A 25,381-nucleotide genomic window follows, 5' to 3' on the forward strand; every position below is an offset into this window, starting at 1 on the left:
GGCAGCCGGCGCCGGGGTCGGGCGAGCTCCGCGGCCGCCAGGCCCGGGCTCCGCAGGTCCGCTCCCAGGGCGGTCGGCCGGCGGCCGACGGCCCCCGGGCGGGCCGCGAGGCCCGTGCCGGACGGGACGGGCACGCGGTCCGCGCCGGCCGGGAGGGCGAGCACCCGGACGGCCGCGGCGGTCACGGCGGGGCGGAGGAGCACCAGGCCGAGTCCTGTGCTCCGGCACCCCGCTCGGCCCCACCGGTCCCCGCGGCGCGTGATCGCGCCGTAGGGTGACTTGTGTGAATGACCGTTTGGTATGGATCGACTGTGAAATGACCGGCCTCGACCTCGACCGGGACGCCCTGGTCGAGGTCGCGGTGCTGGTGACGGACTCCGAGCTGAACATCCTCGGCGAGGGCGTGGACGTCATCATCCGGCCGCCGGCCGAGGCGCTGGAGCACATGCCCGAGGTGGTGCGCGCGATGCACACCGCCTCCGGCCTGCTGGAGGAGCTGGAGCAGGGTGTGACCCTGGCCGAGGCGGAGGAGCGGGTGCTCGCGTACGTGCGCGAGCACGTGCCGGAGGCCGGGAAGACGCCGCTGTGCGGCAACTCGGTGGCCACCGACCGCGGCTTCCTGGCCCGGGACATGCCGGCCCTGGAGAAGCACCTCCACTACCGGATCGTGGACGTCTCCTCGATCAAGGAGCTGGCCCGCCGCTGGTACCCGAAGGCGTACTACAACAGCCCGCCGAAGGGCGGCAACCACCGGGCGCTCGCGGACATCCGGGAGAGCATCGACGAACTGCGGTACTACCGCGAGGCCGTGTTCGTCCCGCAGCCCGGCCCGGACGCCGACACCGCGCGCGCCATCGCCGGGAAGTACCAGGCGTCGACCGACTGACCCCGGAACCACCCGGCGGGACCCCGCCGCGGGGTCCGCGGGGTGCCCTCGTCCACCGGGGCGGAACCCTGGCGCGAGCACCCTCTCGGATCCTGTAGAGTTCTTCCTGTCGGAACGGGAACGCGGAAGCGGGAACGGACCGGACAGATGGTGGGTGTAGCTCAGTTGGTAGAGCACCTGGTTGTGGTCCAGGTGGCCGCGGGTTCGAGTCCCGTCACTCACCCCAGAGCCCGAGGGGCCGATCTCTTCAAGAGGTCGGCCCCTCGGGCGTTTTCGCGTTCCCTCACGTTCACACTCCTCAACTCCGCCTCCCCCGGCCGGACCCGGGGCCGACTTTTCCGGGCGACCCCTGCCGCCGGAAGCTACCGGCTAGTAACATCGTCGCCATGACCACACCTACGATCGGCCAGATGCTCGACTCCACCGTGCCGATGGCGCACACCCTGAAGCTCGAGTACCTGGAGACCACCCCGGAGCGCGCCGTGCTCCGGCTGCCCGACCAGCCCGCGTACCACAACCACGTCGGCGGCCCGCACGCCGGCGCGATGTTCACGCTCGCCGAGTCCGCCAGCGGCTGCATCGTGCTCGCCGCCTTCGGCGACCAGCTGTCCCGGGCCGTGCCGCTGGCCGTCAACGCCGAGATCGCGTACAAGAAGCTCGCCATGGGCGAGGTCACCGCCACCGCCGTCCTCGGCCGCCCGGCCGCCGAGGTCGTCGCCGAGCTGGACGCCGGCGGCCGCCCGGAGTTCCCGGTCACCGTCGAGATCACCCGCGCCGACGGCGCCGTCACCGGCGTGATGACGGTCACTTGGACCCTGCGCCCCAACTCCTGACCGCCGCGCGGCCGGTGGCCCCGGGAACACCGCCCGGGGCCGAACCGCGCGATGACTGTCCGTGACGGCGGGCGTGACCTCACCACCCGTCCGCTCGTTCTCGACTCACGTGCGAGCCAATCACATGACCGAGCCCAGGCAACCCGCCCACCGCGGCGTCGCCGGCGCCCGGCACGGGATCGCCCGGTGGCTGCCCCGCCCCCGCACCGCCGCGGCCGCCGGCGCGTTGCTCGCCCAACTCTGGGGCTTCGGCGCCGCCGGCGCGTACGCGGCGTCCGCCGACCCACTGACCGAACCGGCCCGGCCCGCCGTCCGCGGCGCCCCGCACGGCACACCGTCGCTCGGCGGCCCGGCCCTCGCCGGCCCCACACTCGACGCGCCCGCACTCGACGCGCCGTCGGCCGAACGCCCCGTCGGACCGGGGCAGTCGGCGGCCGAGGCGCCGGGGCGCTCCCCCCGGACCGCCGGGGACCCGACCGGCGGCGGCACCGGCACCGGGGCGGCCGGCGGCACGTTGCGGGAACGGATCCGGTCCGGCGGGCTCCCCCTGCCCGGCCAGCGGGCGGCCGTCCCCGACGCCTTCGCGATCGCCTCCGGACTGCTCGACACCGCCCCCGCCCAGGACCGCCCTGCCGAGAACCCGGCCTCCCGCGAAGGCGGCCCCACCGGGCCGCCCTCCACCGACCGGCTGCACGCCGACACCGCCCGCCCCACCGTCCCGCGGCAGCGCGAGGCCGCGGGGACTCCCCCGGTCCTGGACGCGTCCGAGACCGTCCCGGTCGGAACCCCCACAAGCCGGGACCGCACGACCACCCCCGCCGGGCCGGACGACGCGGGGACCCCGGACACGCTCGCCATCGCCGTCGCCGACACCGTGACGGCCGTGGGCGACGGCTCCGCCACCGCGACCGCCGTCCTCGCCCCCATCGCCGCCGGACTCCTGCTCACCGGCGCGGCCATGTGCAAACACCGCGGACTGCCGCGCGGGCACTGAACCCGCAGCCCCGGCCCACGCCCCGACGACCGGCTCCGGCGCCGTCGGCGGGAGTTCACGCCCCGGCACCGGCCCGGACGGGACACCGCCGGCCCGGGTGCCGCCCACGACCGGCCGGAACGGCTCGCCGTTCGGCTCCCGGTCGACGGCGACCCGGCGCAGGCCGAGCACCGACGCCGGTCGCGGATCGGGGTGACCTGCGCCCGGTCGGTGCCGCGGCCGACCGATGCGCGGCCGACCGGCCCGGGGTCGACGAAGAGCATGCCCGGCGCCCGGAGGTCGGCACCTCCCGGTCGACCGGGCCGATCCGCACGGGCCCCTTCGGGGTCGACGGCGGTGCGGGCCAAGGCCGTTGCCGGCGGCGGGCCGGTCGCCGGCCGACGGCTCTCCGGCGGAGGGCGCGTACGAAGGCGCCCGTCACCGGCGCCCGACGGCGGACGCACCACCGTCGGCGGCGGTCCGTCAGCGGAAGACCCCCGGCGGTGGCTCCGGGGACGGGGCGGCCGTCGCGTCCGTGGCCGGGGCGGCGCCGGCGGCGAAGTCCGTGAGGGCACGGCCGTGTTCGACACGGGCGTGGGCGGGATCGGAGGCGGCGCGGCGGGTCAGGTCGGCCACCGGGAGCGGCGCGTGGGCGGCGGCCAGGACGAGGTTGCCGAAGCGCTTGCCGCGCAGCACGGCGGGGTCCACGATCAGGCAGAGTTCGGGGAAGACCGCGCCGAGGGTGGCGACCTGGGAACGGGCGAAGGGCAGGGCGCCGCCGTCGGCGATGTTCGCGGCGTACCAGCCGCCGGGGGCGAGGGCGCGGGCGGCGAGCGTGGTGAACTCGACGGTGGTGCAGTGGGCCGGGGTGCGCGCGCCCGAGAAGACGTCGGTGATGACCAGGTCGACGGTGCCCTCGGGGGTGCGCTCCAGCACGCTGCGGGCGTCCCCGCCACGCACCTTGATCTGCCAGCCCTTGTCCAACGGCAGCTCGGCGCGGACGAGTTCGGTGAGCGCGGTGTCGATCTCGGCGACCTGCTGACGGGAGCGCGGCCGGGTGGCGGCGACGTAACGGGCCAGCGTGAGGGCGCCGCCGCCCAGGTGCAGGACGGTGAGCGGCCGACCCGGCGGGGCCACCAGGTCGATCAGGTGGCCGAGCCGACGCTGGTACTCGAAACCGAGGTGGGCGGGGTCGGCGAGGTCGACCATGGACTGCGGGGCGCCGTCGATCAGCAGCGACCAGGCGGCCGGGCGATCGCGGTCGGGCCGCAGCTCGGCCAGGCCGGAGCCGACGGGGCGGGTGAGCGGCCCCTGCGCGTGGGTGCGCCCGCCCACGCCGGTGGCGGCCTCCGTCCCGCTGCCGCGCACGGCTCTGCTGCTTCGTCCCATGGTGGCCATTATCGCCGCAGGCGAGCGGGCACAGCCGCCGCAGGCGAGCGGGCACAGCCGCCGCAGGCGAGCGGGCACAGCCGCCGCAGGCGAGCGGGCACAGCCGCCGCAGGCGAGAGGGGAGCCGCCGCAGGAGCGGCGGTCCCGGCGGGTCTGCCCGGACCGCGCCGGTGGGCGTGCTGGGGGGATCCGGCCGGTGGGGCGAGTGGTGCTCGCGAGCCCGGCGGGATCCGCACGGCACGCCCGTCAGAACGGGCCGAGGCCGCCTGCCGTGAGCGTGCAGGCGGCCTCGCAGAGGGCGGAGCGGAGGACCCAGGCGTCGGTGGGGCGCGCGGTGCAGCCGGAGCCGGCGGGCGGGATCACCCAGCGCGGGTCGGTGGCAGCGGGGATGAGGGCGCCCGCCGTACAGGAGCTGCCGGGCAGGTGCCAGGTCTCCCAGGTGCCGGCCGGGACGAGGAAGGAGACGGTGCTGCCGTTGCGGCTCTGCAGCACGGCCCCGCAGGCGCGGCGCAGTCTGAGGATGTCGACGGCTTCCAGGCCGTGCCGCAGGGCGACCGTCACGGTGTCGCAGCCGGTGACGGGGGTGCCCTCGTCGGGGACGGCGCGCTCGCGCCGGGGGCCGCCGCAGGGGGCTCGGCCGCCCTCGACCGGACCCCGGCCGGGGATCCGGTCGTCGGCGGGGTCGGGCAGCAGGGCGGGGGCTGCGCCGGCGAGCACGCCCCCGGCGACGGGTCGGTGCTGTGGCAGTCCGGTGGCCATCACGGGCCCTCCTGTACCTCGTCGGATCCGGAAGCGCAGCCGCCCGGAGGGGCCACCGGGCTGGGACGTGCCGGGGCGACGGCCTGGGCTTCCACGTATCAGGACAACGCGGCGAACGCATCCCGGGCCACGGGGCGCCTTACAGCAAGGCATGGCATTTCATGGCAGATATCCCGCAACATGGCCCGCTTTGGCCGGTATTGTCAGCAGATCTCCCGCAAACCCCACGTGTCCGCACGGTGACTCCGAGTACTCTCGGCGCCATGGCAGCCACCCCACCGGCCGAGCCGAACCGACCGTCCCCCAACCCCGTGATGCGCGCGCTGCGCGGCGACCGCTCTCCCGGCGAGTTCGCCGTGGCGGTGCGCCGGGCCGCCCGCGAGATCGGCGAGCACGTCTCCTGCGACGCCCGCTACGTCGGACGGGTCGAGTCCGGTGAGATCCGCTGCCCCAACTACGCCTACGAGCGGGTCTTCCGGCACATGTGGCCGGACCGCACGCTCAGCGACCTCGGCTTCGCCCCCCGCACCGCCGTCCGCCGCCGTCCGGCGGACGGCGGCGGCGGGCCCGCCGGGCTGCCTCCGCTCCACCCACCGTTCCCGCCCCTGCCCGCCCCGCGCTCACCACTCTCCACTCAACTCCCGTACGCTGCCTCGCCGTACGCGAATCCAGCCGCTCCGGAGGGCCCCCCGTGGCCGAGTCCCGGCGCGGTGCCCAGGGGGCCCGATGGATCGCCCTATCTCGACGAGGAGAACGACGACGTGCGTCGCCGTACGTTCCTGGCCGGCGGCACCACCGCGCTGGCCAGCGTGATCGGCATCGACCGGCCGGCCGCGGCCGCCGGTCGCCAGGCCGGTGCCGCCGGCGCCTCCGGTGTCCGCACCGGCCCGGGCGCCTTTCCCGGTGCGGAGTTCACCGCACCGTCACTGCTCTCGGCCGAGCCCCTGGTGCCCGGCCGGCCCGGGCCGGTGCCGCCGCTGCGCCGGGTCGGGGCCGCCGAGGTGCTCGGCGTCGAACAGGCCGTCCGGGACATCCGGCTGGCCGACGACGCGCACGGCGCCGACGCCCTGTACGAACTCGCCGGGCAGTCGCTGCGCACCGCGTACGCGCTGCTCAACGAGGGCGAGTACAGCGCCGACACGGAACGCCGGCTGCAGGCCGGAGCCGGCGAACTCGCCATCTCGGTGGGCTGGTTGGCGCACGACTCGAACCGGCTCTCGGACGCCCGCTCGTTCTACGCCGAGGCCCTGGCCACCGCCCGGATGGCGGGGGACTCCGCGCTGGAGGCACACGTCTTCTGCAACAGCGCCTTCCTCGCCCGCGACGCCGGACGCCCGCGCGAAGCGCTGCGCGCCGCCCAGGCCGGACAGGTCGCCGCCCGGGAACTCGACTCCCACCGGCTGCTCGCCCTGCTGGCCATGCGCGAGGCCGGCGCCTGGGCCCTGCTGCAGGACCGCACCGCCTGCGAACGCGCGCTCGGCCGGGCGTACGCGCTGTTCGACCGCGGGCCCTCCGAGGCCGATCCGGAGTGGATGTCCTTCTTCGGCGAGGCCGAGGTCGCCGGTCTCCAGTCGCAGTGCTGGTCCGCGCTCGGCGACTGGGACCGGGCCAGCGAGCAGGCCGGGCTGGCCATAGCGCTGCAGGAACCGCACTTCGTCCGCAACCGGGTGCTGTACACCGCCGAACTGGCCCACGACCGGCTGGGCCGGGGGGACCTGGCGGGGGCGGCGCACCACGGCTCGTCCGCCGTGGCCCTGTTCGGCGACGTCCGCTCGGCCCGGATCCGGAGCATGCTGGCGGACACCGCGGGACGGCTGCGCCCGCACGCCGCGGTGCCCGAGGTGCGCCGGTTCCTGGCCGAGTACGACCGGGCGGCAGCCGCCTAGCCGGACCGCCCGGGCACGCCCGGGCGGAGCCTGCCACGCCGGGCGCGCCGGGCGCGTCAGTGCCCGGCGGTCAGCCCGTCCAGGTGGGAGAGGTCGTTCCAGATCTCCACCGCCGGGGCGCCGTACTCCCAGGACAGCACGCACAGCGCCGCCGTGCCGAGCTTGAACCGCTGGGCGAACTCGGGCGGCAGGCCCAGCCAGCGGGCGGCCAGGATGCGCAGCAGGTGGCCGTGCGCGAACAGGACGACGTCCTGGTCGGCGCAGTGCATCACCGTGGTGTCGGGATCCGGGACGCCGTGCTCCTGGTGGAGGCCGGCGAGGAGGGCGTCGACCCGGGCGGCCACCTCGGACAGCTTCTCGCCGCCGGGCACGCCGTCCCGCCAGATCAGCCAGCCGGGGTGGTCGGTGGCCCGGATGTCCGCGCCGGTGCGGCCCTCGTAGCGGCCGTAGTCCCACTCCATCAGCTCCGGACGCTCCACCGCGCGGTCGCCGAAGCCGGCCAGCGCGCAGGTCTCCTCGGCGCGGCCGAGCGGGCTGGTGTAGACGAGCGCGTCCGGCAGCCCGTTCCACGGGGCCGCGGCGAGGCGGGCGCCGAGGGCCCGGGCCATCGCGCGGCCCTCCTCGGTCAGCGGGATGTCGGTGCGGCCGGTGTGACGGCCGGTGGCGGACCACTCGGTCTCGCCGTGGCGGACGAGCACGATTCGGGCGGGCATGGGGGGCTCCTCGCAACGGGGCGGCGGCAACGGTCGGTCTCACCCTTGAGCACCGGGTTCCATGATCCCCCACCCGGACGGCGGCCACGATCGCGGGCCGGTGCGGACGGCCGTCTCGCGGTGGTTCCTGCCGTGAACGGCCGGTCCGTACCGCGTTGTCGGACCCGGATGCGACACTGGGCCGCACCATGAACGTCTCGACGAACGTCCCGCCCCGCGGGTCCGCTGAGCCGCTCGCCCAGCGGCTCGCCGAGCTGCGCGGACCGGCCCCGCAGCGCAGTCTGACCGCCCGCGCCCTCGCCGCCCTGGCCGCGAATCCGGGCTGCCACCGCCGCGCGGTGCTCGACGCGGCCGGGATCGACAAAACGGCGCTGGCCGCCCGGCTCGGCCGCCCGGCCCCCTTCGGCCAGTCCCCCTTCGCGATCGCCCGCGGCGTGATCTTCGAGTCCCGGCTGAAGGCGGACGACTACGCTGCGCTGCTGGAACCGCTCCGCCGCCACCTCGACGTCCCGGTGGACGGCCACGCCCCGCTGGAGGTGCCGGACCTGCTGCAGCGCTCCGGCCCGGCCGTCCGCGCCGACCGGACGGCCCAGGCGCTGGCCCGGGCCGCCGCCGACCCGGAGGCCTGGACACTGCTCGACCACCCGCTGCTGCGCCTGGACGTGGCCGGCAGCACCGCCTACCTGGAACCGGACGCGCTCGTGGTGCACGGCGGCCGGTGCACGGTGGTCGAGATCAAGTCCTTCCCGGTGCTCGACGGCAGCGCGGATCCGGCCAAGGTCGGCGCCGCCGCCCGCCAGGCCGCCGTGTACGTGCTCGCGCTCCAGCAGGCAGCCGCCTCGGCCGCCGGCGTACCCCTGGCCGACGACCCGTACACCGAGCAGCGGCTGCCCGGCAGCCCCCGGACGAGCGTGCTGCTGGTCTGCCCGAAGGACTTCGGCAACCGGCCGACCGCGGTCGCCGTCGACGTCCGCCGCGAGCTGGCCACCACCCGCCGCCAGCTGAGCCGGATGACCGGCATCGGCCGGCTACTGGACGCGCTGCCGCCGGACGCGGACTTCGACCTGGCCTCCGACGAGGCGGGCGCGCCCGCACGCTCCACCGAGCAGCTGACCGCCTCGGTCGAGGCCGTGCCCGCCGCGTACAGCCCGGACTGCCTCTCGACCTGCGAACTCGGCTTCCACTGCCGCGCCCGGGCCCGCTGCGGCGACCGGGTCGAGCAGCTCGGCCGGGGCGTACGGGGCGAGCTGGGCAGCATCCGAACGGTCGCCGAGGCACTGGCCGCCGCCGGCACCAAGGCCGACGACACGGACGGCGCCGACGACACGGGCGGCACCGACGACGCCGCCGAGCGCCTGGCCTACGCGGCCGCCCTGCGCGCGGAAGCCCTGGGGGCGGAAGCCCTGCGCGTCTGCGGGGCGGGCGCATGAGCGAGCGCAGCGAGCGAGTCAACAGGCGGTGCGCGTGGGCGAATGCCCCCGCCGAGGTCTGCGGGGCGGGCGCATGAGCGAGCGCAGCGAGCGAATCAACAGGCGGTGCGCGTGGGCGAATGCCCCCGCCGAGGTCTGCGAGGCGGGCGCATGAGCGAGCGCAGCGAGCGAGTCAACAGGCGGCGCGCGTGGGCGAATGCCCCCGCCGAGGTCTGCGAGGCGGGCGCATGAGTCTTCTGACCACCCTGGCCCGGCTGGAGGCCGTCCGCAGTGGCCGGGCCGAGCCGTTGGCCACGGTCCGGCACCGGCACCTGTCCGACCGTCCGATGGTGCTGGTCCCGTTGACGGCGGCCGGTGAGGCGGGTGCTCCGCTGGCGGTGATGCTGGGCACCGACCGGGACGCGCCCCGGCTGCATCTGGTGCCTCAGCCGCTCAACCGCACCCTGCGGTTCGACTTCCTGGCCGAGCTGGCGGCGGACCTGCTGCCCTACCTGGAGTCCTTCGCCGACGACGTCGAGCAGATCGAGGGTTCCGAGAAGGACCCGGAGACCGGCGAGAAGACCCAGGTGTTCCGCGAGCTGTGCGCGGACGCCCCGCAGCTGATCGTGCCGAACGGCGCGGGGGTGCGCCACCTCGCGTTGATCGGCCGCTCGACCCGCTTCCGCCGCACCGTCGAGGACGAGGAGCCGGGCCCCTACCCGGCGCCGGTCCGGGTGCCGCTGCTGGGCCGCTGGCTGACCCACCTCACCGACCGCGCCCAGGTACCCGGCTCCAGCCTGTTGCTGCCGATGACCGGTCTGCTGGCCCGGCACTGGGCGACCGGCCAGAGCCACCTGGAGGACCAGCACTTGGCCGCCCGGCTGGCCTGGCACAACCCGCCTCCGGGCCTGACCGGTGCCGAGGCGGCCGAGCTGGCGGAGTCCGCCCGGGACGGACGGGGGCAGTTGCTGCACCCGCCGGCCGGTCCGGCCACCGATCCCCGTTTCGACGAGGTGGTGCTCGCCCCGGCGATCACCCGGTACGACTCCGCCGTGGGCGCCCTGCAGCACGCCGTCGAGGAGCGCGACGAGGCCGCCGCCGAGCGGGCCCGGGCGGCCGTGCGGGCGGGCGTCGGGCAGTTGGAGGAGGTGCTGGCGGCCGTCCTGCTGCCCACCTGGCGGGACGTCTGGCAGGGCGTGGATCTGCTGCGCGCCCTGCCGCCGGCCGGTCACCTGGAGGAGCGCTGGGCCGGCGACCGCTGGTCCTACACCGGCCACCGGGACCGTGTGGTGGCCGGTGAGCCGCCGCAGCCCCGGCAGGACGACGCGGTCACCGCCGCCCGCAAGCTCGCCCAGCGCGAGCGCGAGCAGGCCCGGTTGGACGTCCAGGAGGCGCTGGACGACCCGCTGGCGATGGCCGAACACCGGCTGTCCGGCGAGGCGTTCAGCGGTGTGGTGACGGAGGTGGTGCCGGACTGGGACACCTCGGGCCGCTCCGCGAAGCCCCGCCCGCTGGTCACCCTGCGCACCTCCGACCGCCCGCACGCGGACCTCGACCGGGAGGCGCACCGGGTGTGGGGGGCCGCCCGGACGGAGGCCGGGGGAGGGCCGTCCGCGCAGAAGGCCGAGGTGGTGGCGGTCGACGCCGCCGCCGGCACGATCACGCTGCGGGTGCTGTCCGGCATGGGCCGCCGGAAGGAGCCCGAGCCGGGCAGCCTGCCGGAGCCCGGCGAGCAGGTCACCTTCACCCTGTTCGAGTTGACTGTCCGCCAGTCCGCGCCGCTGCCGGAGCCGGACGACACCCCGTGGACGCACGGTGGCCCGCCGGGCGCCGCGTCCGTCCCCGCCCCGTCCGTCTCCGAGGAGTGGGAGTGATGGCCACCTCGAACCCCGGTCCGGGCGGGACGTCCCGCCCGGTGCCCGAGCAACCCCCGGGCGCGGCCGCCGACGCCGCCGTGGCCGGGATCCTGGCGGCGACCGTCCGTCCGGCGGCCGGTGCCCCGCGCGGCGTGGTGGTGGATTCCCCGCCGGGCGCCGGGAAGTCGACGCTCGTGGTGCGGGCCGCCCGCGAGCTGGTCGAGGCCGGCGAACGGCTGATGATCGTCGCCCAGACCAACGGCCAGGTGGACGATCTGGTCGGCCGACTGGCCGAGAAGGCGCCGGACCTGACGATCGGCCGGCTGCACGCCGCGGACACCCGTCCGGGCCCCGAGGTGCTGAAGCACGCCAACGTGACGCCCTCGGACAAGGTCGCCGACCTGGTCGAGCACGACGTGGTGATCTCGACCTCAGCCAAGTGGCAGTGGGTGCGGGCGGAGGCGCCGTGGCGGCACGCGATCGTCGACGAGGCGTACCAGATGCGTTCGGACGCCCTGCTCGCGGTGGCCCGGCTGTTCGAGCGGGCGCTGTTCGTCGGCGACCCCGGCCAGCTGGACCCGTTCACCGTGGTCGGCACCGAGCAGTGGGCCGGCCTGTCGTACGACCCGTCCGGCAGTGCCGTGGTCACGATGCTGGCGCACAACCCGCAGATCCAGCCGCACCGGCTGCCGGTCTCCTGGCGGCTGCCCGCCAGTGCGGCGCCGCTGGTCTCCCGGGCCTTCTACCCGTACACCCCGTTCCGTTCCGGCACCGGCCCGGACGACCGCAGGCTGACCGCCGCCGTCCGCCCCGACGGCTCGGCGCTGGACGCGGCGATCGACCGGGCCGCCGAGCACGGCTGGGCGCTGCTGGAGCTGCCGGCCCGGCACACCGTGCGGACCGACCCGCAGGCCGTGGCGGCGGTCGCGGCGACGGTGCGCCGTCTGCTGGAGCGCGGGCTGACGGCGCACTCCGAGCAGGGCGAGGCCCCGCTCACCGCGGACCGGATCGCCGTCGGCACCGCCCACCGCGACCAGGCGGCGGCGGTGCGCGCGGCCCTGCTCAAGGTGGGTGTCCCGGTGGACGGGGCGGCCGGGCCGGCCGTCACGGTGGACACCGCCAACCGGCTGCAGGGCCGCGAGTACGACGTCACGGTGGTTCTGCACCCGCTTTCGGGCCGCCCGGACGCGACCGCCTTCCACCTGGAGACCGGCCGGCTCTGCGTGCTCGCCTCCCGCCACCGGCACGCGTGCATCGTGGTGGCCCGGGCCGGGATCGCCGAGCTGCTGGACGAGCACCCGGCCACCGAGCCGGTGCAGTTGGGGGTCCCGGTGGCGTTCCCGGACGGCTGGGAGGCCAACCACCAGGTGCTGCACCACCTGAGCGGCCACCGGGTCCGCCTGAGGTAAGGGTGCGGCCCCGGTCCCGGCCGGCACCGACCGGTACCGGTACCGGTCGGTGCCGGTCCCGATCGGACCCCGGCACCGACCGGCCCGGGTGCCGGTCAGTCCTCGGTCTCGCAGACCGCAAAGGCCTGGACGGCCGTGTGGTCGGCCTGCGCGTACCAACTGGTCGCGTCCCGGGACGGGCCGTTGTAGGTGACGGTGTCGTGCGTACCGGCCGGCAGCTGGTAGCCGCCGCCGGTCAGGTGGGTGCCGCTCGGGCAGGTGGCCTGCGACGGGCTGCCCGGGGCGCTGACCGCGCCCTGCACCACCACGGCCGTTTCGGCCGCGACGGCCGGTACCGCCGCGGCCACGCCGAGGGCGGCGGCGGTCAGCAGGACGCCGACGGGCAGGATCATCCGCGCGTGCATGGGATCTCCCTGGGGTGTGGGTGACTGGTTGCACCGGGGACAACCGATTCGCACACGATCCGGATGCGCGGCGCTCGCAGCACACCCCCGGCGCGCGCCGGGGAATAGCGCCCGCACGCGCACCGTTCCGTTACCGGCCGTCGCCGCGAGACAATGGACGACGGCCACGACCCGGGCGGCGCAACCCGGAGCAGCTGCCCGCCCCACCGAGACCCCGGAGGTGTCCGTCCATGCCCGACTCCCCTGCAGAGTCGACCGAGCCCACCCGGCGCGTGCGTCCGGCGCAGCTGCTGTTCGAGCCGCAGTCGGCCGACCCGGAGCCGGAACGATTCTTCGACCTGGAGTCGATCGACGACCCGGCGGAGCTGCTGCGCCGCTCCACCGAGCTGGCCCTGGCCTTCCGGGCCGCCGCCGAGCGGGCCACGGACTTCCAGGCGGTCGCCGCCGCCCAGCTCGCCGACCCGCGCCGCTTCGACGCACTGTCGGACACCGAGGTCGCCCTGCGGGCGGACTGGACCCCGGACTACGCCGCCAAGATGATCGAGTACGGGCGCACCCTGCTCCAGCCGCGCCGCCACGAGGACTGAGCGCCGCACGCGTCGTACCCGAACACTGGCCACTGGCATATGCGCGGCGGGGAAGGGTACGCCGTTCCCCGCCGCCCTGTCCGGCGAACCGGCCTTTCCGCCGCGCCGCGAGCGCGCACGGCGCAGGCTGCTGTGCGTGGACATCTGGACGCATCAGTCGGTGGAGTACGTCAGCGTGGCCGGGGAGGCCTGGCTCGCCTCCGCCAGCGAGTACCCGCGCAGCATGCGCGCCCTCTGGGAGACCCGCCCGTGGGCGCCCTCGGTGCTGCCCTGCGGGCGCGCCTTCGACGTGATCAGCATGCCGGCCCTGTTCGGCCGCCGGGTGCTGGACGAACTGTGGGCCTCCGGCCCGGGCTGCGGCCCGGTCGCGGCCTACCGGGGGCGGATCCTGCTGTTCGTCCAGCCGGGTGCGGCGCCCCGGCTGCGCCGGCTGCTGGCCTGGGAGGAGTGGGCCCGGGACGTGCCGCCGCTGCTGTGCCACGGCAAGGGCGACACGGTGACCGTCCCGCCGCTGCAGCGGATGCTGAACAGCCCGGACTCCCCCGGTCTGGGCGCCGGCCGGTGGATCGTCGCCCCGGAGGACCGCGAGCCCTGGCTGCCCGGCGCCTCCGTGGTGCTGTGGGCCTGCGTGCGGGCGGCGCGGGAGCCCGGCGCGCCGGTTCCCGCCGGGGCGGCCGTCGTGACCGGAGGGTGAACGCGGGGCGACCGGTATTCGATTTTGGCTCGGCCGCGCGGCGCTGCTAGAGTCTTCTCTGTCAGCAGGCGCCGCTAGCTCAGTTGGTTAGAGCAGCTGACTCTTAATCAGCGGGTCCGGGGTTCGAGTCCCTGGCGGCGCACAGACAGCCGGAAGGCCCTTCGCGAGAGCGAAGGGCCTTCCGGCGTTTCCGGCTCCGAACGACAGGCCGGGTCCGAACGGCGGGCCGGCTCCGAACGGCGGGCGGAGCGCGGCCGGGCCGCCCGCCGGAGCGGACGGCCCGGCCGGGGCTCAGCGGCCCCGCAGCTCGCGGTAGCGGGCGACCAGCTCGGCGGTGGAGCTGTCCAGCTGCTCGGCGCCCTCTCCGGTGAGCAGCACCGGCTCGATCCGCTTGGCGAGCACCTTGCCCAGCTCGACGCCCCACTGGTCGAAGGAGTCGATGTTCCAGATCGCGCCCTGGACGAACACCTTGTGCTCGTAGAGGGCGACCAGCTGGCCGAGCACCGACGGGGTCAGCTCGCCGGCCAGGATGGTGGTGGTCGGGTGGTTCCCCTTGAAGGTCTTGTGCGGGACGAGTTCGGCGGGCACTCCCTCGGCCGCGACCTCCTCCGGGGTCTTGCCGAAGGCCAGCGCCTGGGTCTGGGCGAAGAAGTTCGCCAGCAGCAGGTCGTGCTGGGAGACCAGGCCCGGGAGCAGGTCGGCGACCGGCTTCGCGAAGCCGATGAAGTCGGCCGGGATCACCTTGGTGCCCTGGTGCAGCAGCTGGTAGTACGCGTGCTGGCCGTTGGTGCCGGGGGTGCCCCAGACCACCGGGCCGGTCTGCCAGTCCACCGGGGTGCCGTCGCGGGTCACCGACTTGCCGTTGGACTCCATGTCCAGCTGCTGCAGGTAGGCGGTGAACTTGGACAGGTAGTGCGAGTACGGCAGCACCGCGTGCGCCTGGGCGTCGAAGAACGCGCCGTACCAGACGCCCAGCAGGCCGAGGAGCAGCGGGACGTTCTCCTCCGCCGGGGCGGTGCGGAAGTGCTCGTCGACCAGGTGGAAGCCGTCCAGCATCTCGCGGAAGGCGTCCGGGCCGATGGCGGTCATCAGCGAGAGGCCGATGGCCGAGTCGAAGGAGTAGCGGCCGCCGACCCAGTCCCAGAACTCGAACATGTTGGCGGTGTCGATGCCGAAGTCCTGGACGCCCCGGGCGTTGGTGGACAGCGCGACGAAGTGCTTGGCGACCGCCTCGGTGCCGGCGCCCAGACCGTCGAGCAGCCAGTCGCGGGCGGAGACCGCGTTGGTGATGGTCTCGATGGTGGTGAAGGTCTTGGAGGCGACGATGAACAGCGTCTCGGCCGGGTCGAGGTCGCGGACCGCCTCGTGCAGGTCGGCGCCGTCGACGTTGGAGACGAAGCGGACGACGAGGTCGCGCTCGGTGTACGAGCGGAGCACCTCGTAGGCCATCGCGGGGCCGAGGTCGGAGCCGCCGATGCCGATGTTGACGACGGCCCGGATCGGCTTGCCGGTGTGGCCCTTCCACGCGCCGCTGCGGACCCTGTCGGCGAAGGCGGCCATCTTGTCGAGGACGGCGTGCACGCCGGGCACCACGTTCTCGCCGTCGACCTCGACCACGGCGCCGCGCGGGGCGCGCAGCGCGGTGTGCAGGACCGCGCGGCGCTCGGTGGTGTTGATCTTCTCGCCGCGGAACATCGCGTCCCGCAGCTCGGCGACGCCGGTGGCGGCGGCGAGTGCGCGCAGCAGCTCCAGCGTCTCGTCGGTCACCAGGTGCTTGGCGTAGTCCACGTGCAGGTCGCCGACCCGCAGGGTGAGGCGTCGGCCGCGCTCGGGGTCGGCGGCGAACAGCTCGCGCAGGTGGGTGTCGCCCAGTTCGGTCCGGTGCTTGGCCAGGGCGGCCCACTGCGGGGTGCGGTCCAGCGGGGTGCGGGAGTCGGCGCGGGTCTCCGACATCGGTGGGTCCTCGATTCATCTGGGTGCAGAAACCGGCAGGGCCAGGCGTGAGCCCCCGAGGGTGAGGGTCTCGGTGCGAGGTCGTGCGGGTACTGGTGGTGCGCCGACTCCGTTGACGGCCTGCCCGGGTTCAGCCTATGCAACCCCGGGGGCGGTCGCGCACATTCGGCCCACCGGCGGACAGGACGTCACTTCCGTTCCGAGCGCAGGTCGAGCCCGCGCAGCACCTGGTCGACCAGTTCCGGGTCGGCGCCGAGCTCGCTGCGGGCGACGAGCATCTCGCGGCGGGAGGCGGCGATCATCTCCTGCTCGACGTCCCGGGCGGCCCGCCACTGGGACAGCCGCAGCTTGGCCTCGGCGGCCTCCTCCTCGGCGTAGTTCTCCGGGCAGAGCCGGGCCAGCCGGTCGTGCTGACGGTCCCGCAGGCGGTCGGCGACCTCGGCCGGCAGCCGGTCCTGCTCCTCCAGCTCGCCGAGCCGCGTGAGCCCGGCCTTGGCGGCCCGCCACCAGAGCCGACGGACGGCCTGCTCGTGCTTGTCCTGGTCGATGTCCAGCCGGAGCCGCTTGGCCACCCAGGGCAGGGTCAGGCCCTGTACCAGGAGCGTGAAGAGCACCACGCTGAAGGCGATGAAGACCAGTCGGCCGCGCTCGGGGAAGTCCGCGCCGGAGTGCAGGGTGAGCGGGATGGCGAGCGCCAGCGCGACGGTGGCCACGCCGCGCATGCCGGACCACCAGAGGACCACGCTCTCCTTCCAGCTGAACGGGGTGTCCTCGTCGTCGCCGCTGCGCAGCTTCCGGGACACCCAGCCGGCCGGCAGCAGCCAGAGCAGCCGGACCACCACCACGACGGCGATCACCACGGCGGCGTCGCCGATGAAGCCGGTCCAGCCGCGGCCGGCCTCCTTGAGCACGGTGGCCAGCTCCAGGCCGATCAGGCCGAAGGCGACGCCGGTGATCAGGATCTCGACCACCTCCCAGAAGGCGTTGCCGACCAGCCGGTAGGCGACGGCGTCGGCGTCGGCGTCGGAGGCCCGCTCGGCGAGGTAGAGCGCGCAGACCACGACGGCGAGCACGCCGGAGCCGTGGATCTCCTCGGCGATGGTGTAGGCGGCGAAGGGCACCAGCAGGTTGAGCGCGACCTGCTGGGTCGGGTCGTCCAGGCGTTCGGCGAGCTTGGTGTTGACCCAGCCGAGGACGACGCCGACGACCACGGCCAGCACCGCGGACAGGACGAAGCGCAGCACCGCGCCGCCGACCGAGAAGTCGCCACTGACCATGGCCTCGATGGCCAGCGAGTAGATGACGATCGCGGTGACGTCGTTGAACAGGCCCTCGCTCTCCAGGATCGACACCAGCCGACGGGGCAGGCCGACGCTGCCGGCCACCGCGACGGCGGCGACCGGGTCGGGCGGGGAGACCAGCGCGCCGACCGCGATCGCGGCGGCGAGCGGCAGGGCGGGCAGCAGCCAGTGCACCGTGCCGGCCACCGCGACGGTGGTGACCACCACCAGGGCGATGGCCAGCAGCAGGATCGAGCGGGCGTTGGCCTTGAAGTAGCGCACCGAGGAGCGCCGGGCGACGGCGAAGATCAGCGGCGGCAGGACCAGCGGGAGGATCAGCTCGGGCTCGATGGTGACGTCCGGGATCTGAGGGACGATCGCCATGACGATGCCGAGCAGAGTCATCAGGACCGGTTGCGGCACGCCCGTCCTGCGGCCGAGCGGCATGGTGACCACGGAGGCGAGCAGCACCAGGAAGAACAGGGGCAGCTGGCCCACGGGGAGATTCCTCTCGACGGACGGACGTACGGCTGAGCGCCGCCCAGGATAAATCTGACAATGCACCCATCAGTGAAGACGCGCTGAACGGCCCCTTGACCTCAAGCGCACTTCAGGGCCGAGGATCGGTACCGGTCGACGGGAGCCGTCGGCCGGTCGAACGGGTGGGAGCAGACATGAAGGCGGTCACCGTGACGCGGTCCGGCGGGCCGGAGGTCCTGCGGGTCACCGAGGTGCCCGATCCGCAGCCGGGCCCGGGCGAGGTGCGGGTGCGGGTGTACGCGGCCGGGGTGCAGCCGGTCGACCTGGCGATCCGGGAGGGGTTCCGGCCGCCGGGACTGACGGTCGAACCGCCGTTCGTCCTCGGCAACGAGTTCGCCGGGGTGGTGGACCGGGTCGGGCCGGACAGCGGCGGCTGGAGGGCCGGCGACGAGGTGCTGGGCTTCCGGCTGCTGGACAGCCACGCCGAACTGGTCACGGTGGACGCCGCCCAGCTGGTGGCCAAGCCCGCCGGGATGCCCTGGGAACAGGCCGGCTCGCTCTCCGCCTCCGGCCAGACCGCGCACACCGCGCTCACCCTGCTCGGCGTCGGCCCCGGCGACACCGTGCTGGTGCACGGCGCCTCCGGCGGGGTCGGCACGGTGGCCGTCCAGCTCGCCCGGGCCCGGGGCGCCACGGTGGTCGGCACCGCGAGCGAGCGCAACCACGCGTACCTGCGCGAGCTGGGCGCGGTCCCGGTCGCGTACGGGGAGGGGCTGGTCGAGCGGGTCCGGGTGGCGGCGCCACAGGGGGTGACGGCCGCCTTCGACGCCGCCGGCCGGGGCGCCCTGGAGGCCTCGGTCGAGCTGGTCGCCGACCGGGACCGGATCGGCACCGTCGTCGACTTCGAGGGCGCCGGACGGCTGGGCGTGCGGCTGCTGCGCACGCAGCGCACCGCCGCCCGGCTGACCGAGCTGGTCCGGCTCTGGGAGGCGGGCGGGCTGCGGCTGGAGATCGCCGAGGCCCTCCCGATGGAGCGGGCCGGGGAGGCCCATCGCCTGGTCGGCACCGGACACGTCCGGGGCAAGGTGGTGCTGACCATGTGAGGCCCCGGGCACGGCGTCCCGGGGCCCCTGGCCCCCGCCGGGCCGATTGTGTGTTTCGGCCGCTGACCAGGTAATGTTCTCCACGTCAGCAGGCGCCGCTAGCTCAGTTGGTTAGAGCAGCTGACTCTTAATCAGCGGGTCCGGGGTTCGAGTCCCTGGCGGCGCACAGACAGCCGGAAGGCCCTTCGCGAGAGCGAGGGGCCTTCCGGCATTTCCCATGCGGTCGGTGCGCTCCCCCGCCCGGACTGGTGACCGAACCGCTGTCGAACTGCCTGCTGCTGCGCCAGGGGGTCGTCCTCAGCCCCGGGCCGGCGGGAAGGCGTGGCGGCGGGCGGCGGCGAGCACGGCGAGGACGGGGAGCATCAGGGCGAGGACCGTCCAGGGCAGGGCGCCGGTGCCGAGGCCGTCCAGGACGAGTCCGCCGACGACCCCGCCGGCCGCCATCGCGACGTTCCACAGGGTCACCAGCACGGCCTGGGCGGCGTCCGCCCGCTCGCCGCCCGCGTCACCGAGGGCGGTCTGCAGCAGGGTCGGGACGCCGCCCCAGCCCAGGCCCCAGAGCAGCGCCGCCGCGTACACCGGCGGCGCACTGTCCGACCACAGCGCGAGGACGCCCGCCGTCGCCGCGACCAGCAGTGCGCCGCCGATCGTCAACCGCCGCAGCCGGCGGTGGATGTGGGCGCCGGTCAGCCAGATGCTCGCCATCGAGGCCAGGCCGAAGACCAGCAGGACGGTGCCGGTGGCGCCGCCGAGGCCGGCCCGGTCGAGGAAGGGCGCGATGTAGGTGAACAGGATGGTGTGGGCGAGCACGTAGAGCACGGTCACCGTGAGCACCGGCACCACGCCGGGCACGGCGAGCGCGTGCCGGACCGGCACGCGCTCGCCGTCGGGCCGGCCCGGCTCCTCGGGCAGCAGCGCCGTGATCCAGCCGACCACGCCGACCGCCAGTGCCGTCATGACCAGGAAGGGCACCCACCAGGCGGACATCCGGCCGAGGAAGGTGCCGACCGGCACTCCGAGCGACAGCGCCACCGGCACGCCCGCCATGGCGACCGCCATCGCCCGGCCCTGCTGCTCGACCGGCACCAGCCGGCGGGCGTACCCGGCCAGCAGCGCCCAGGCGAGGCCGGCCGCGACGCCCGCGAGGAAGCGGGCGGCGAGGGTGAGCGGGTAGCTGCCGGACACCGCGGTCACCGTGTTGGCCACGGCGAAGCCGCCCATCGCGGTGAGCAGCAGTCGCTTGCGGCCCCAACCGGCGGTGGCCGCGGCGAGCGGGATCGCGGTGGCGGCGGAGCCGATCGCGTAGACGGTGACGGTCTGCCCGGCGGCCGACTCGCTGACGCCGAGGGACTCGCCCATTCCGGGTAGCACCCCGGCGGGCAGGTTCTCGGTGAGCGCGGTGACGAAGACGGCGGTGGCCAGGGCAAGCAGGGAGGGGAGCGGGAAGGGCTTGCGGGGTACCGGGGTCGGGAGTCGTGTGGTCGCCATGGGGACCATGCTTGGACCTCACACCGGTGTCAGGTTCAAGCGCGTCGGGTCCGAGCACGGTCCCGTTGGCGTCGGTCAGCGGCCGAAGTAGCCGTCGAAGTTCCGGGAGAACTCCTGGCCGCCGAACCGGTCCCAGTTCACCGACCAGGTCATCAGCCCGCGCAGGTTCGGCTGGGCGCCCGAACGCGGCACGTACGTCCCGCAGTTGGTGAGCCTGGTGAGGCAGTCCAGAGCCTTGTCCACTTCGGCCGGGGCGACGTAGCCGTTGCCCGCGTTTGTGGTGGCCGGCATGCCGATGGCGACCTTGGAGGCCGGCAGCGCCGGGAACACGTTGTTCGCGTTGCCCGCCACCGGGAAGCCCTTGAGCAGCATGTCGGTCATCGCGACGTGGAAGTCGGCGCCACCCATCGAGTGGTACTGGTTGTCCAGGCCCATGACGGAGCCGGAGTTGTAGTCCTGGACGTGCAGCAGGGTGAGGTCGTCGCGCAGGGCGTGGATGACCGGCAGGTAGGCCCCGGCCCGCGGGTCCTGGCCGCCCCAGGGGCCGGATCCGTAGTACTGGTAGCCGAGTTGGACGAAGAAGGTCTCCGGTGCCATGGTCAGCACGAAGCCCGGGCCGTACTTGGCCTTGAGGGTCTTCAGCGCGGTGATCAGGTTGACGACGACCGGGGTGGTCGGGTTCCTGAAGTCGGTGTCGCCGGTGTCGAGGGAGAGCGAGTGACCCTCGAAGTCGATGTCCAGGCCGTCCAGGCCCCACCTGTCGATGATCGCCGAGACCGAGCTGACGAAGGTGTCCCGGGCGGCGGCGGTGGTCAGCTGGACCTGGCCGTTCTGGCCGCCGATCGAGATCAGCACCTTCTTGCCCTGGGCCCGCTTGGCCGCCACCGCGGCCTTGAAGTCGGCGTCGGACTCGACGGTCGGGCACTCGGTGGCCGGGCAGCGGTTGAAGCGGATGTCGCCGGAGGTGACGGAGGTGGGCTCGCCGAAGGACAGGTCGATGAAGTCCCAGGAGTTCGGGACGTCGGCCATCCGGGTGTAGCCGGCACCGTTGGCGAAGCTGGCGTGCAGGTAGCCGACCAGGGCGTGGCTGCCGGTGGGCGGGGTGGTCGGGGTGCCGGTGGGCGTTCCCGTGGGCGTGCCGGTCGGGGTCGCGGTGGGGGTGCCGGTCGGTGTGCCGGTCGGGGTCGGGGTCGCGGTCGGCGAGGCGGTCCCGGTGGGGGTCTGCGTCGGCGTGGGCGTCGGCGTCGGGCTGGGCGCGCCCGGGCCGTCCAGCGAGACGTCGTCCGCGTAGTAGGTGCCCTGGCCGTACCAGCCGTGGGTGTAGACGGTGGCGCTGGTCTGGGTGGCGCCGGTGGTGAAGCTGACGCTGAGCTTCTGGTACGAGCCGCCGGTGCCGGGGGTCCAGGTGCTGGGGCCGCCGCCGTCGACGCCCAGGTAGACGTAGGAGCCGTTGACGTACGCACTGAGCGTGTAGGTGGTGTCGGGGGCGACGGTGACGGTCTGGCCGCACTGGGCGGTGTCGCCGGCCGTGGCCGCGCCGGCGAGCGCGCGGCTGCCGCCGTGCACCGGGGCGGTGACGACGCTGCCGGTGCCGCCGCCGCAGCTCCAGGGGCCGAGCGAGCCGGACTCGAAGCCTCCGTTGACCAGGAACTCGCCGGCCGAGGCGGCGGGGGCCAGGCCCAGGGTGACGCCGGCCAGGGTGGCCGCGGCGACGGCGGAGGCGGTGCCGGAGGCGAGCGCGGCGCGACGGGCCCGGGGGCGGGCGGGTGAGCGTGGGGGCATGGATCTGCGCATGGGGGCGCTCCTGCGGTGGCGCGGTCGTGGGGGACGTCCGAGGGCACGCCGGAGCACGCGCCAGTGGGGGGAACGGCCCGGCCTGGCACCCCTAGTTGGACTAGACCACTGAAGTGGATCCGGCCGTACGGTGTCAATGGTCCAGACCGGTTCCGGCCTTCTCCGGTTGCCGGGTGTGACACCCCGTCGAAGGATGGAGGGGTGACCCCGCCCGGCTACCTCCGCTACCCCCACCTGCACCACGGCCTGCTCACCTTCACCGCCGAGGACGACGTCTGGATCGCCCCGCTGGACACCGCCGGCGCCGTCACCGGCCGGGCCTGGCGGGTCACCTGCGACCGCACCCGGGTCAGCCACCCCCGCTTCTCCCCCGACGGCACCACCCTCGCCTGGACCGGCTGGCTCAGCCTCACCCCCGAGGTGTGGACCGCCCCCGTCGACGGCGGCGAGGCCCGCCGGCTCAGCTTCTGGGGCAGCCAGGACACCCGGGTGCGTGGCTGGCTGCCGGACGGCGAGGTGCTCGCCGTCACCTCCTTCCACGAGCCCTTCGGCCACTACACCTGGGCGCACGCCCTGCCCGCCGACGGCTCCCCCGGCCGCCGGATGCCCTGGGGCCCGGTCGGCGACGCCCAGATGAGCCGCGAACGGACCGTCCTGCTCACTGGCGCCGCCCCGCACGAACCGGCCGCCTGGAAGCGCTACCGGGGCGGCGCCGTCGGCCGGCTCTGGGCGGACGGCGAGCGGATCCTCCCCGACCACACCGGGCACCTCGCCTCCCCCATGCCGGTCGGCGGACGGGTCGCCTTCCTCTCCGACCACGAGGGCATCGGCAACCTCTACTCCTGCCGCCCCGACGGCACCGACCTACGCCGGCACACCGACCACGCCACCTACTACGCCCGCGAGGCCGCCACCGACGGTACCCGGATCGTCTACCAGCACGCCGGCGACCTGTGGCTGCTGGACGGCCTGGACGCCCCCGCCCCGCACCGGCTGGACGTCCCGCTCGGCGGCGCCCGGGCCGGCCGCCGCCCCTACCAGGTCGGCGCCGCGTCCCAGGTCAAGGACCTCGCCTGCGACCGGACCGGCCGGGCCGGGGTGATCACCGTGCGCGGCAGCCAGTACTGGCTCACCCACAAGGACGGCCCGGCCCGCGCGCTGGCCGACACCCCCGGGGTGCGGACCCGGCTGCCGGTCGTGCTCGGGCACACCGGCGAGGCGGCCTGGATCACCGATGCGGAGGGCGCCGACGCGATCGAGGTGATGCCGCTGCCCGGGCACGAGGCGACCCCGGGCTCCGGCGGCGGGGACCGGCACCGACACCGGGTGCTCGCCGCCGGCCGGCTCGGCCGGGTCCTGGAGCTCACCGTCTCCCCCGACGGCACCCGCCTCGCCGCCTCCTCCTCGGACGGGCGGCTACTGCTGGTCGCCACCGACGACGGCGCCGTACGCGAACTGGCCTCCTCCGAGTACGGACCGGTCTCCAGCGCCCGGTTCTCCCCCGACTCGCGGTGGATCGCCTGGTCCCAGCCGGTCGCCGGGCGCTCGCTGCGCCGGATCAGGCTCACCCGCACCGCGGCGCCCGCCCCGATCACCGAGGTCACCGACGGCCGGTTCGAGGACGAGCAGCCGGTGTTCACCCGGGACGGCCGCTACCTGGCCTTCCTGTCCTGGCGCGGCTTCGACCCGGTCCACGACGTCCACACCGGCGACCTCTCCTTCCCGCTCGGCTGCCGCCCGTACCTCGTGCCGCTCACCGCCGACACGCCCTCGCCGTTCGCCGCGCAGGCCGAGGACAGCGCCCCGCGCGGGGACGGCGGCGGCGACGGCACCGTCCGGGTCGAACCCGAGGGCATCGGCGACCGGCTGCTGCAGTTCCCGGTGATCGCCTCCAAGTACTCGGCCACCGACGCGGTGCGCGGCGGCCTGGTCTGGCTGCGCTGGCCGATCTCCGGCACCCTCGGGCAGACCTTCGCCAGCCCGGAGGACACCTCGGGCCGCCCCTCACTGGAGCACTTCGACCTCGCCCGGGGCACCCGCAGCACGCTGGTGGACAAGCTCGACGGCTACGCGGTCTCCGGGGACGGCGGCTCCGTCGTCGTCTACTCGGCCGGGACGCTCCGGGTGATCCCGGTCTCCGCGCCCTCCGCCGGCACCGGCGTCGACCTGCGCCGGATCACCCACACCGTGCACCCGGACGCCGAGTGGCGTCAGGCCTACCACGAGGCCGCCCGGATCGTCCGCGACCAGTTCTGGGACGAGCGGATGTCCGGCCTGGACTGGCCCGCCCTGGTCGCCCAGTACGAACCGCTGCTGGAACGCGTCTGCTCACCCGACGACTTCGCCGACCTGCTGCGCGAACTCCTCGGCGAACTGGGCACCTCGCACGCCTACGTCACCACCTCCCGGCGCGCCGAGGGGCCCTCGCTCGCCCAGCAGCCGCTCGGCCTGCTCGGCGCCAGCGCCCACCGCTCCCCCGAGGGGCGCTGGCTGGTCGGCCGGGTGCTGCCCGGCGAGTCCTCCGATCCGCGCGCCCGCGCCCCGCTGGCCGCCCAGGGCGTCCGGGAGGGCGACGAACTGCTGTCGATCGCGGGCCGGCCGGTGGACCCGGTGCGCGGACCGCTGCCGCTGCTCGCCGGTACCGGCGGCACCACCGTGGAACTGGCCCTGCGCACCGGCGAGGACGGCCCGGTACGGCGGATCACGGTCACCCCGCTGACCGACGAACGGCCCGTCCGCTACCAGGACTGGGTGACCAGACGCCGTTCCCTCGTCCGGGAGTTCAGCGACGGACGGTGCGGTTACCTGCACATCCCGGACCTCGGCGGCTCCGGCTGGGCGCAGTTCAACCGGGACCTGCGACGCGAACTGGACAAGCCCGCACTGGTCCTGGACGTCCGCGGAAACGCCGGCGGCAACGTCTCCGAACTGGTGCTGGAGAAGCTCACCCGGCACGTCCTGGCCTGGGACTTCACCCGGGACCGCCAGCCGGTCCGCTGGCCGCGGCACGCGCTGCGCGGCCCGCTGGTCGCCCTCGCGGACGAGGCGACCAGCTCGGACGGCGACGTCATCATCGCGGCGATCAAGCTGCTCGGGCTCGGCCCGGTGATCGGCAACCGCACGTGGGGCGGGGTGGTCGGGATGTCGGGGCGGCACACCCTCGGTGACGGCACCCAGATCTCGGTCCCGAAGAACGCCTCCTGGTTCGGCGGCGGCCTCGGCTGGTCGGTGGAGAACCGGGGCGTCGAACCGGACGTACACGTGCTGCGCACCCCGGGCGACTGGGCCCGGGGGCGCCACCCCGAGCTGGTCACCGCCGTCCAGCTCGCCCTGGAGCTGCTGGAGGACGCGCCCGCCGCGGCACCCCCGCCGGAGTCCACGCCCCGGCCGGACCTGCGGCGCCCGCCGCTGCCACCGCGGGCGCGGTGACCGGCGGCATTGTGGGAGCAGTTACCGGCAGGGGTGGCTGAACCGGTGACCGGCGC

General features: G+C 75.1%; 19 protein-coding genes and 3 tRNA genes. 14 read left to right on the plus strand and 8 right to left on the minus strand.

Annotated features, from left to right (window positions below):
• Positions 1-283: 283 nt before the first annotated feature.
• The 4 genes from orn (at position 284) to AB0D10_RS08155 (ending at position 2,713) form a co-directional block, all read left to right on the plus strand.
• Positions 284-886 (plus strand): oligoribonuclease, encoded by a 603-nt coding sequence (gene orn, locus AB0D10_RS08140; protein WP_360253163.1) that lies wholly within the window; start codon positions 284-286, stop codon positions 884-886.
• Positions 887-1,036: 150 nt separating this feature from the next.
• A tRNA-His gene (locus AB0D10_RS08145) sits at positions 1,037-1,112 on the plus strand.
• Positions 1,113-1,272: 160 nt separating this feature from the next.
• Entirely contained in the window at positions 1,273-1,719 is a 447-nt protein-coding gene (locus AB0D10_RS08150) for a DUF4442 domain-containing protein (protein ID WP_189919419.1), read from the plus strand.
• Between the two features lie 124 nt (positions 1,720-1,843).
• Positions 1,844-2,713 carry a hypothetical protein gene (locus AB0D10_RS08155; RefSeq protein ID WP_360253165.1) on the plus strand — a complete coding sequence of 290 codons (870 nt, stop codon included), beginning with the start codon at positions 1,844-1,846 and terminating at the stop codon, positions 2,711-2,713.
• Positions 2,714-3,175: 462 nt separating this feature from the next.
• Here AB0D10_RS08155 and AB0D10_RS08160 read toward each other — a convergent pair whose 3' ends face one another.
• Positions 3,176-4,081, minus strand: a complete 906-nt coding sequence (locus tag AB0D10_RS08160) for a fused MFS/spermidine synthase (RefSeq protein ID WP_360253167.1) — start codon at positions 4,079-4,081, stop codon at positions 3,176-3,178.
• A 246-nt stretch (positions 4,082-4,327) separates the two neighbouring features.
• Entirely contained in the window at positions 4,328-4,840 is a 513-nt protein-coding gene (locus tag AB0D10_RS08165) for a hypothetical protein (RefSeq protein WP_360253169.1), read from the minus strand.
• A 263-nt stretch (positions 4,841-5,103) separates the two neighbouring features.
• Here AB0D10_RS08165 and AB0D10_RS08170 point away from each other — a divergent pair, with 263 nt between their 5' ends.
• Positions 5,104-6,726 (plus strand): tetratricopeptide repeat protein, encoded by a 1,623-nt coding sequence (locus AB0D10_RS08170; RefSeq protein ID WP_360253171.1) that lies wholly within the window; start codon positions 5,104-5,106, stop codon positions 6,724-6,726.
• 56 nt (positions 6,727-6,782) lie between these two features.
• On the opposite strand, the gene AB0D10_RS08175 is transcribed toward AB0D10_RS08170, so the two are convergent.
• Positions 6,783-7,439: a histidine phosphatase family protein gene (locus AB0D10_RS08175; protein ID WP_360253173.1), complete on the minus strand. Its 657-nt coding sequence runs from the start codon at positions 7,437-7,439 to the stop codon at positions 6,783-6,785.
• 188 nt (positions 7,440-7,627) lie between these two features.
• Here AB0D10_RS08175 and AB0D10_RS08180 point away from each other — a divergent pair, with 188 nt between their 5' ends.
• From AB0D10_RS08180 to AB0D10_RS08190, 3 genes are all read left to right on the plus strand, one after another.
• Positions 7,628-8,869 carry a hypothetical protein gene (locus AB0D10_RS08180; RefSeq protein ID WP_360253175.1) on the plus strand — a complete coding sequence of 414 codons (1,242 nt, stop codon included), beginning with the start codon at positions 7,628-7,630 and terminating at the stop codon, positions 8,867-8,869.
• Between the two features lie 227 nt (positions 8,870-9,096).
• Entirely contained in the window at positions 9,097-10,722 is a 1,626-nt protein-coding gene (locus AB0D10_RS08185) for a hypothetical protein (RefSeq protein WP_360253177.1), read from the plus strand.
• Positions 10,722-12,113, plus strand: a complete 1,392-nt coding sequence (locus AB0D10_RS08190; RefSeq protein ID WP_360253179.1) for an AAA family ATPase — start codon at positions 10,722-10,724, stop codon at positions 12,111-12,113. Before AB0D10_RS08185 ends, AB0D10_RS08190 begins: the two co-directional genes overlap by 1 nt.
• 95 nt (positions 12,114-12,208) lie before the next feature.
• Here AB0D10_RS08190 and AB0D10_RS08195 read toward each other — a convergent pair whose 3' ends face one another.
• Positions 12,209-12,517: a hypothetical protein gene (locus tag AB0D10_RS08195; protein ID WP_360253181.1), complete on the minus strand. Its 309-nt coding sequence runs from the start codon at positions 12,515-12,517 to the stop codon at positions 12,209-12,211.
• A gap of 230 nt (positions 12,518-12,747) precedes the next feature.
• Between AB0D10_RS08195 and AB0D10_RS08200 the strand changes: the two genes are divergently transcribed.
• From AB0D10_RS08200 to AB0D10_RS08210, 3 genes are all read left to right on the plus strand, one after another.
• Complete coding sequence (locus tag AB0D10_RS08200; RefSeq protein WP_360253183.1) at positions 12,748-13,104, plus strand: hypothetical protein; 357 nt, start codon at positions 12,748-12,750, stop codon at positions 13,102-13,104.
• Between the two features lie 136 nt (positions 13,105-13,240).
• Positions 13,241-13,798, plus strand: coding sequence for a bifunctional DNA primase/polymerase (locus AB0D10_RS08205; RefSeq protein WP_360253185.1), 558 nt, complete (start codon positions 13,241-13,243; stop codon positions 13,796-13,798).
• A gap of 68 nt (positions 13,799-13,866) precedes the next feature.
• Positions 13,867-13,940 (plus strand) — tRNA-Lys (locus AB0D10_RS08210).
• Between the two features lie 149 nt (positions 13,941-14,089).
• Here the strand turns inward: AB0D10_RS08210 and pgi are convergent.
• The gene (gene pgi, locus AB0D10_RS08215; RefSeq protein ID WP_360253187.1) at positions 14,090-15,751 is read right to left on the minus strand and encodes a glucose-6-phosphate isomerase; all 1,662 of its coding nucleotides are present in this window, start codon (positions 15,749-15,751) and stop codon (positions 14,090-14,092) included.
• A 188-nt stretch (positions 15,752-15,939) separates the two neighbouring features.
• A complete protein-coding gene (locus AB0D10_RS08220; protein WP_360253189.1) occupies positions 15,940-17,529 on the minus strand; it encodes a Na+/H+ antiporter in 1,590 nt (529 codons plus the stop codon).
• 176 nt (positions 17,530-17,705) lie between these two features.
• Here AB0D10_RS08220 and AB0D10_RS08225 point away from each other — a divergent pair, with 176 nt between their 5' ends.
• Together AB0D10_RS08225 and AB0D10_RS08230 are read left to right on the plus strand one after the other, a co-directional pair.
• Entirely contained in the window at positions 17,706-18,614 is a 909-nt protein-coding gene (locus tag AB0D10_RS08225; RefSeq protein ID WP_360253191.1) for an NADP-dependent oxidoreductase, read from the plus strand.
• A 92-nt stretch (positions 18,615-18,706) separates the two neighbouring features.
• Positions 18,707-18,780: transfer RNA gene (locus AB0D10_RS08230), tRNA-Lys, on the plus strand.
• 131 nt (positions 18,781-18,911) lie between these two features.
• On the opposite strand, the gene AB0D10_RS08235 is transcribed toward AB0D10_RS08230, so the two are convergent.
• Together AB0D10_RS08235 and AB0D10_RS08240 are read right to left on the minus strand one after the other, a co-directional pair.
• The gene (locus AB0D10_RS08235; protein WP_360253192.1) at positions 18,912-20,102 is read right to left on the minus strand and encodes an MFS transporter; all 1,191 of its coding nucleotides are present in this window, start codon (positions 20,100-20,102) and stop codon (positions 18,912-18,914) included.
• 75 nt (positions 20,103-20,177) lie between these two features.
• Entirely contained in the window at positions 20,178-21,896 is a 1,719-nt protein-coding gene (locus tag AB0D10_RS08240; RefSeq protein ID WP_360253193.1) for a glycosyl hydrolase family 18 protein, read from the minus strand.
• A 201-nt stretch (positions 21,897-22,097) separates the two neighbouring features.
• On the opposite strand from AB0D10_RS08240, the gene AB0D10_RS08245 reads away from it, so the two are divergent.
• Positions 22,098-25,325 carry a S41 family peptidase gene (locus AB0D10_RS08245; RefSeq protein WP_360253194.1) on the plus strand — a complete coding sequence of 1,076 codons (3,228 nt, stop codon included), beginning with the start codon at positions 22,098-22,100 and terminating at the stop codon, positions 25,323-25,325.
• The last annotated feature ends 56 nt before the right edge of the window (positions 25,326-25,381 follow it).

It is taken from the genome of Kitasatospora sp. NPDC048545 (assembly GCF_040651155.1).
Classification (GTDB): domain Bacteria; phylum Actinomycetota; class Actinomycetes; order Streptomycetales; family Streptomycetaceae; genus Kitasatospora.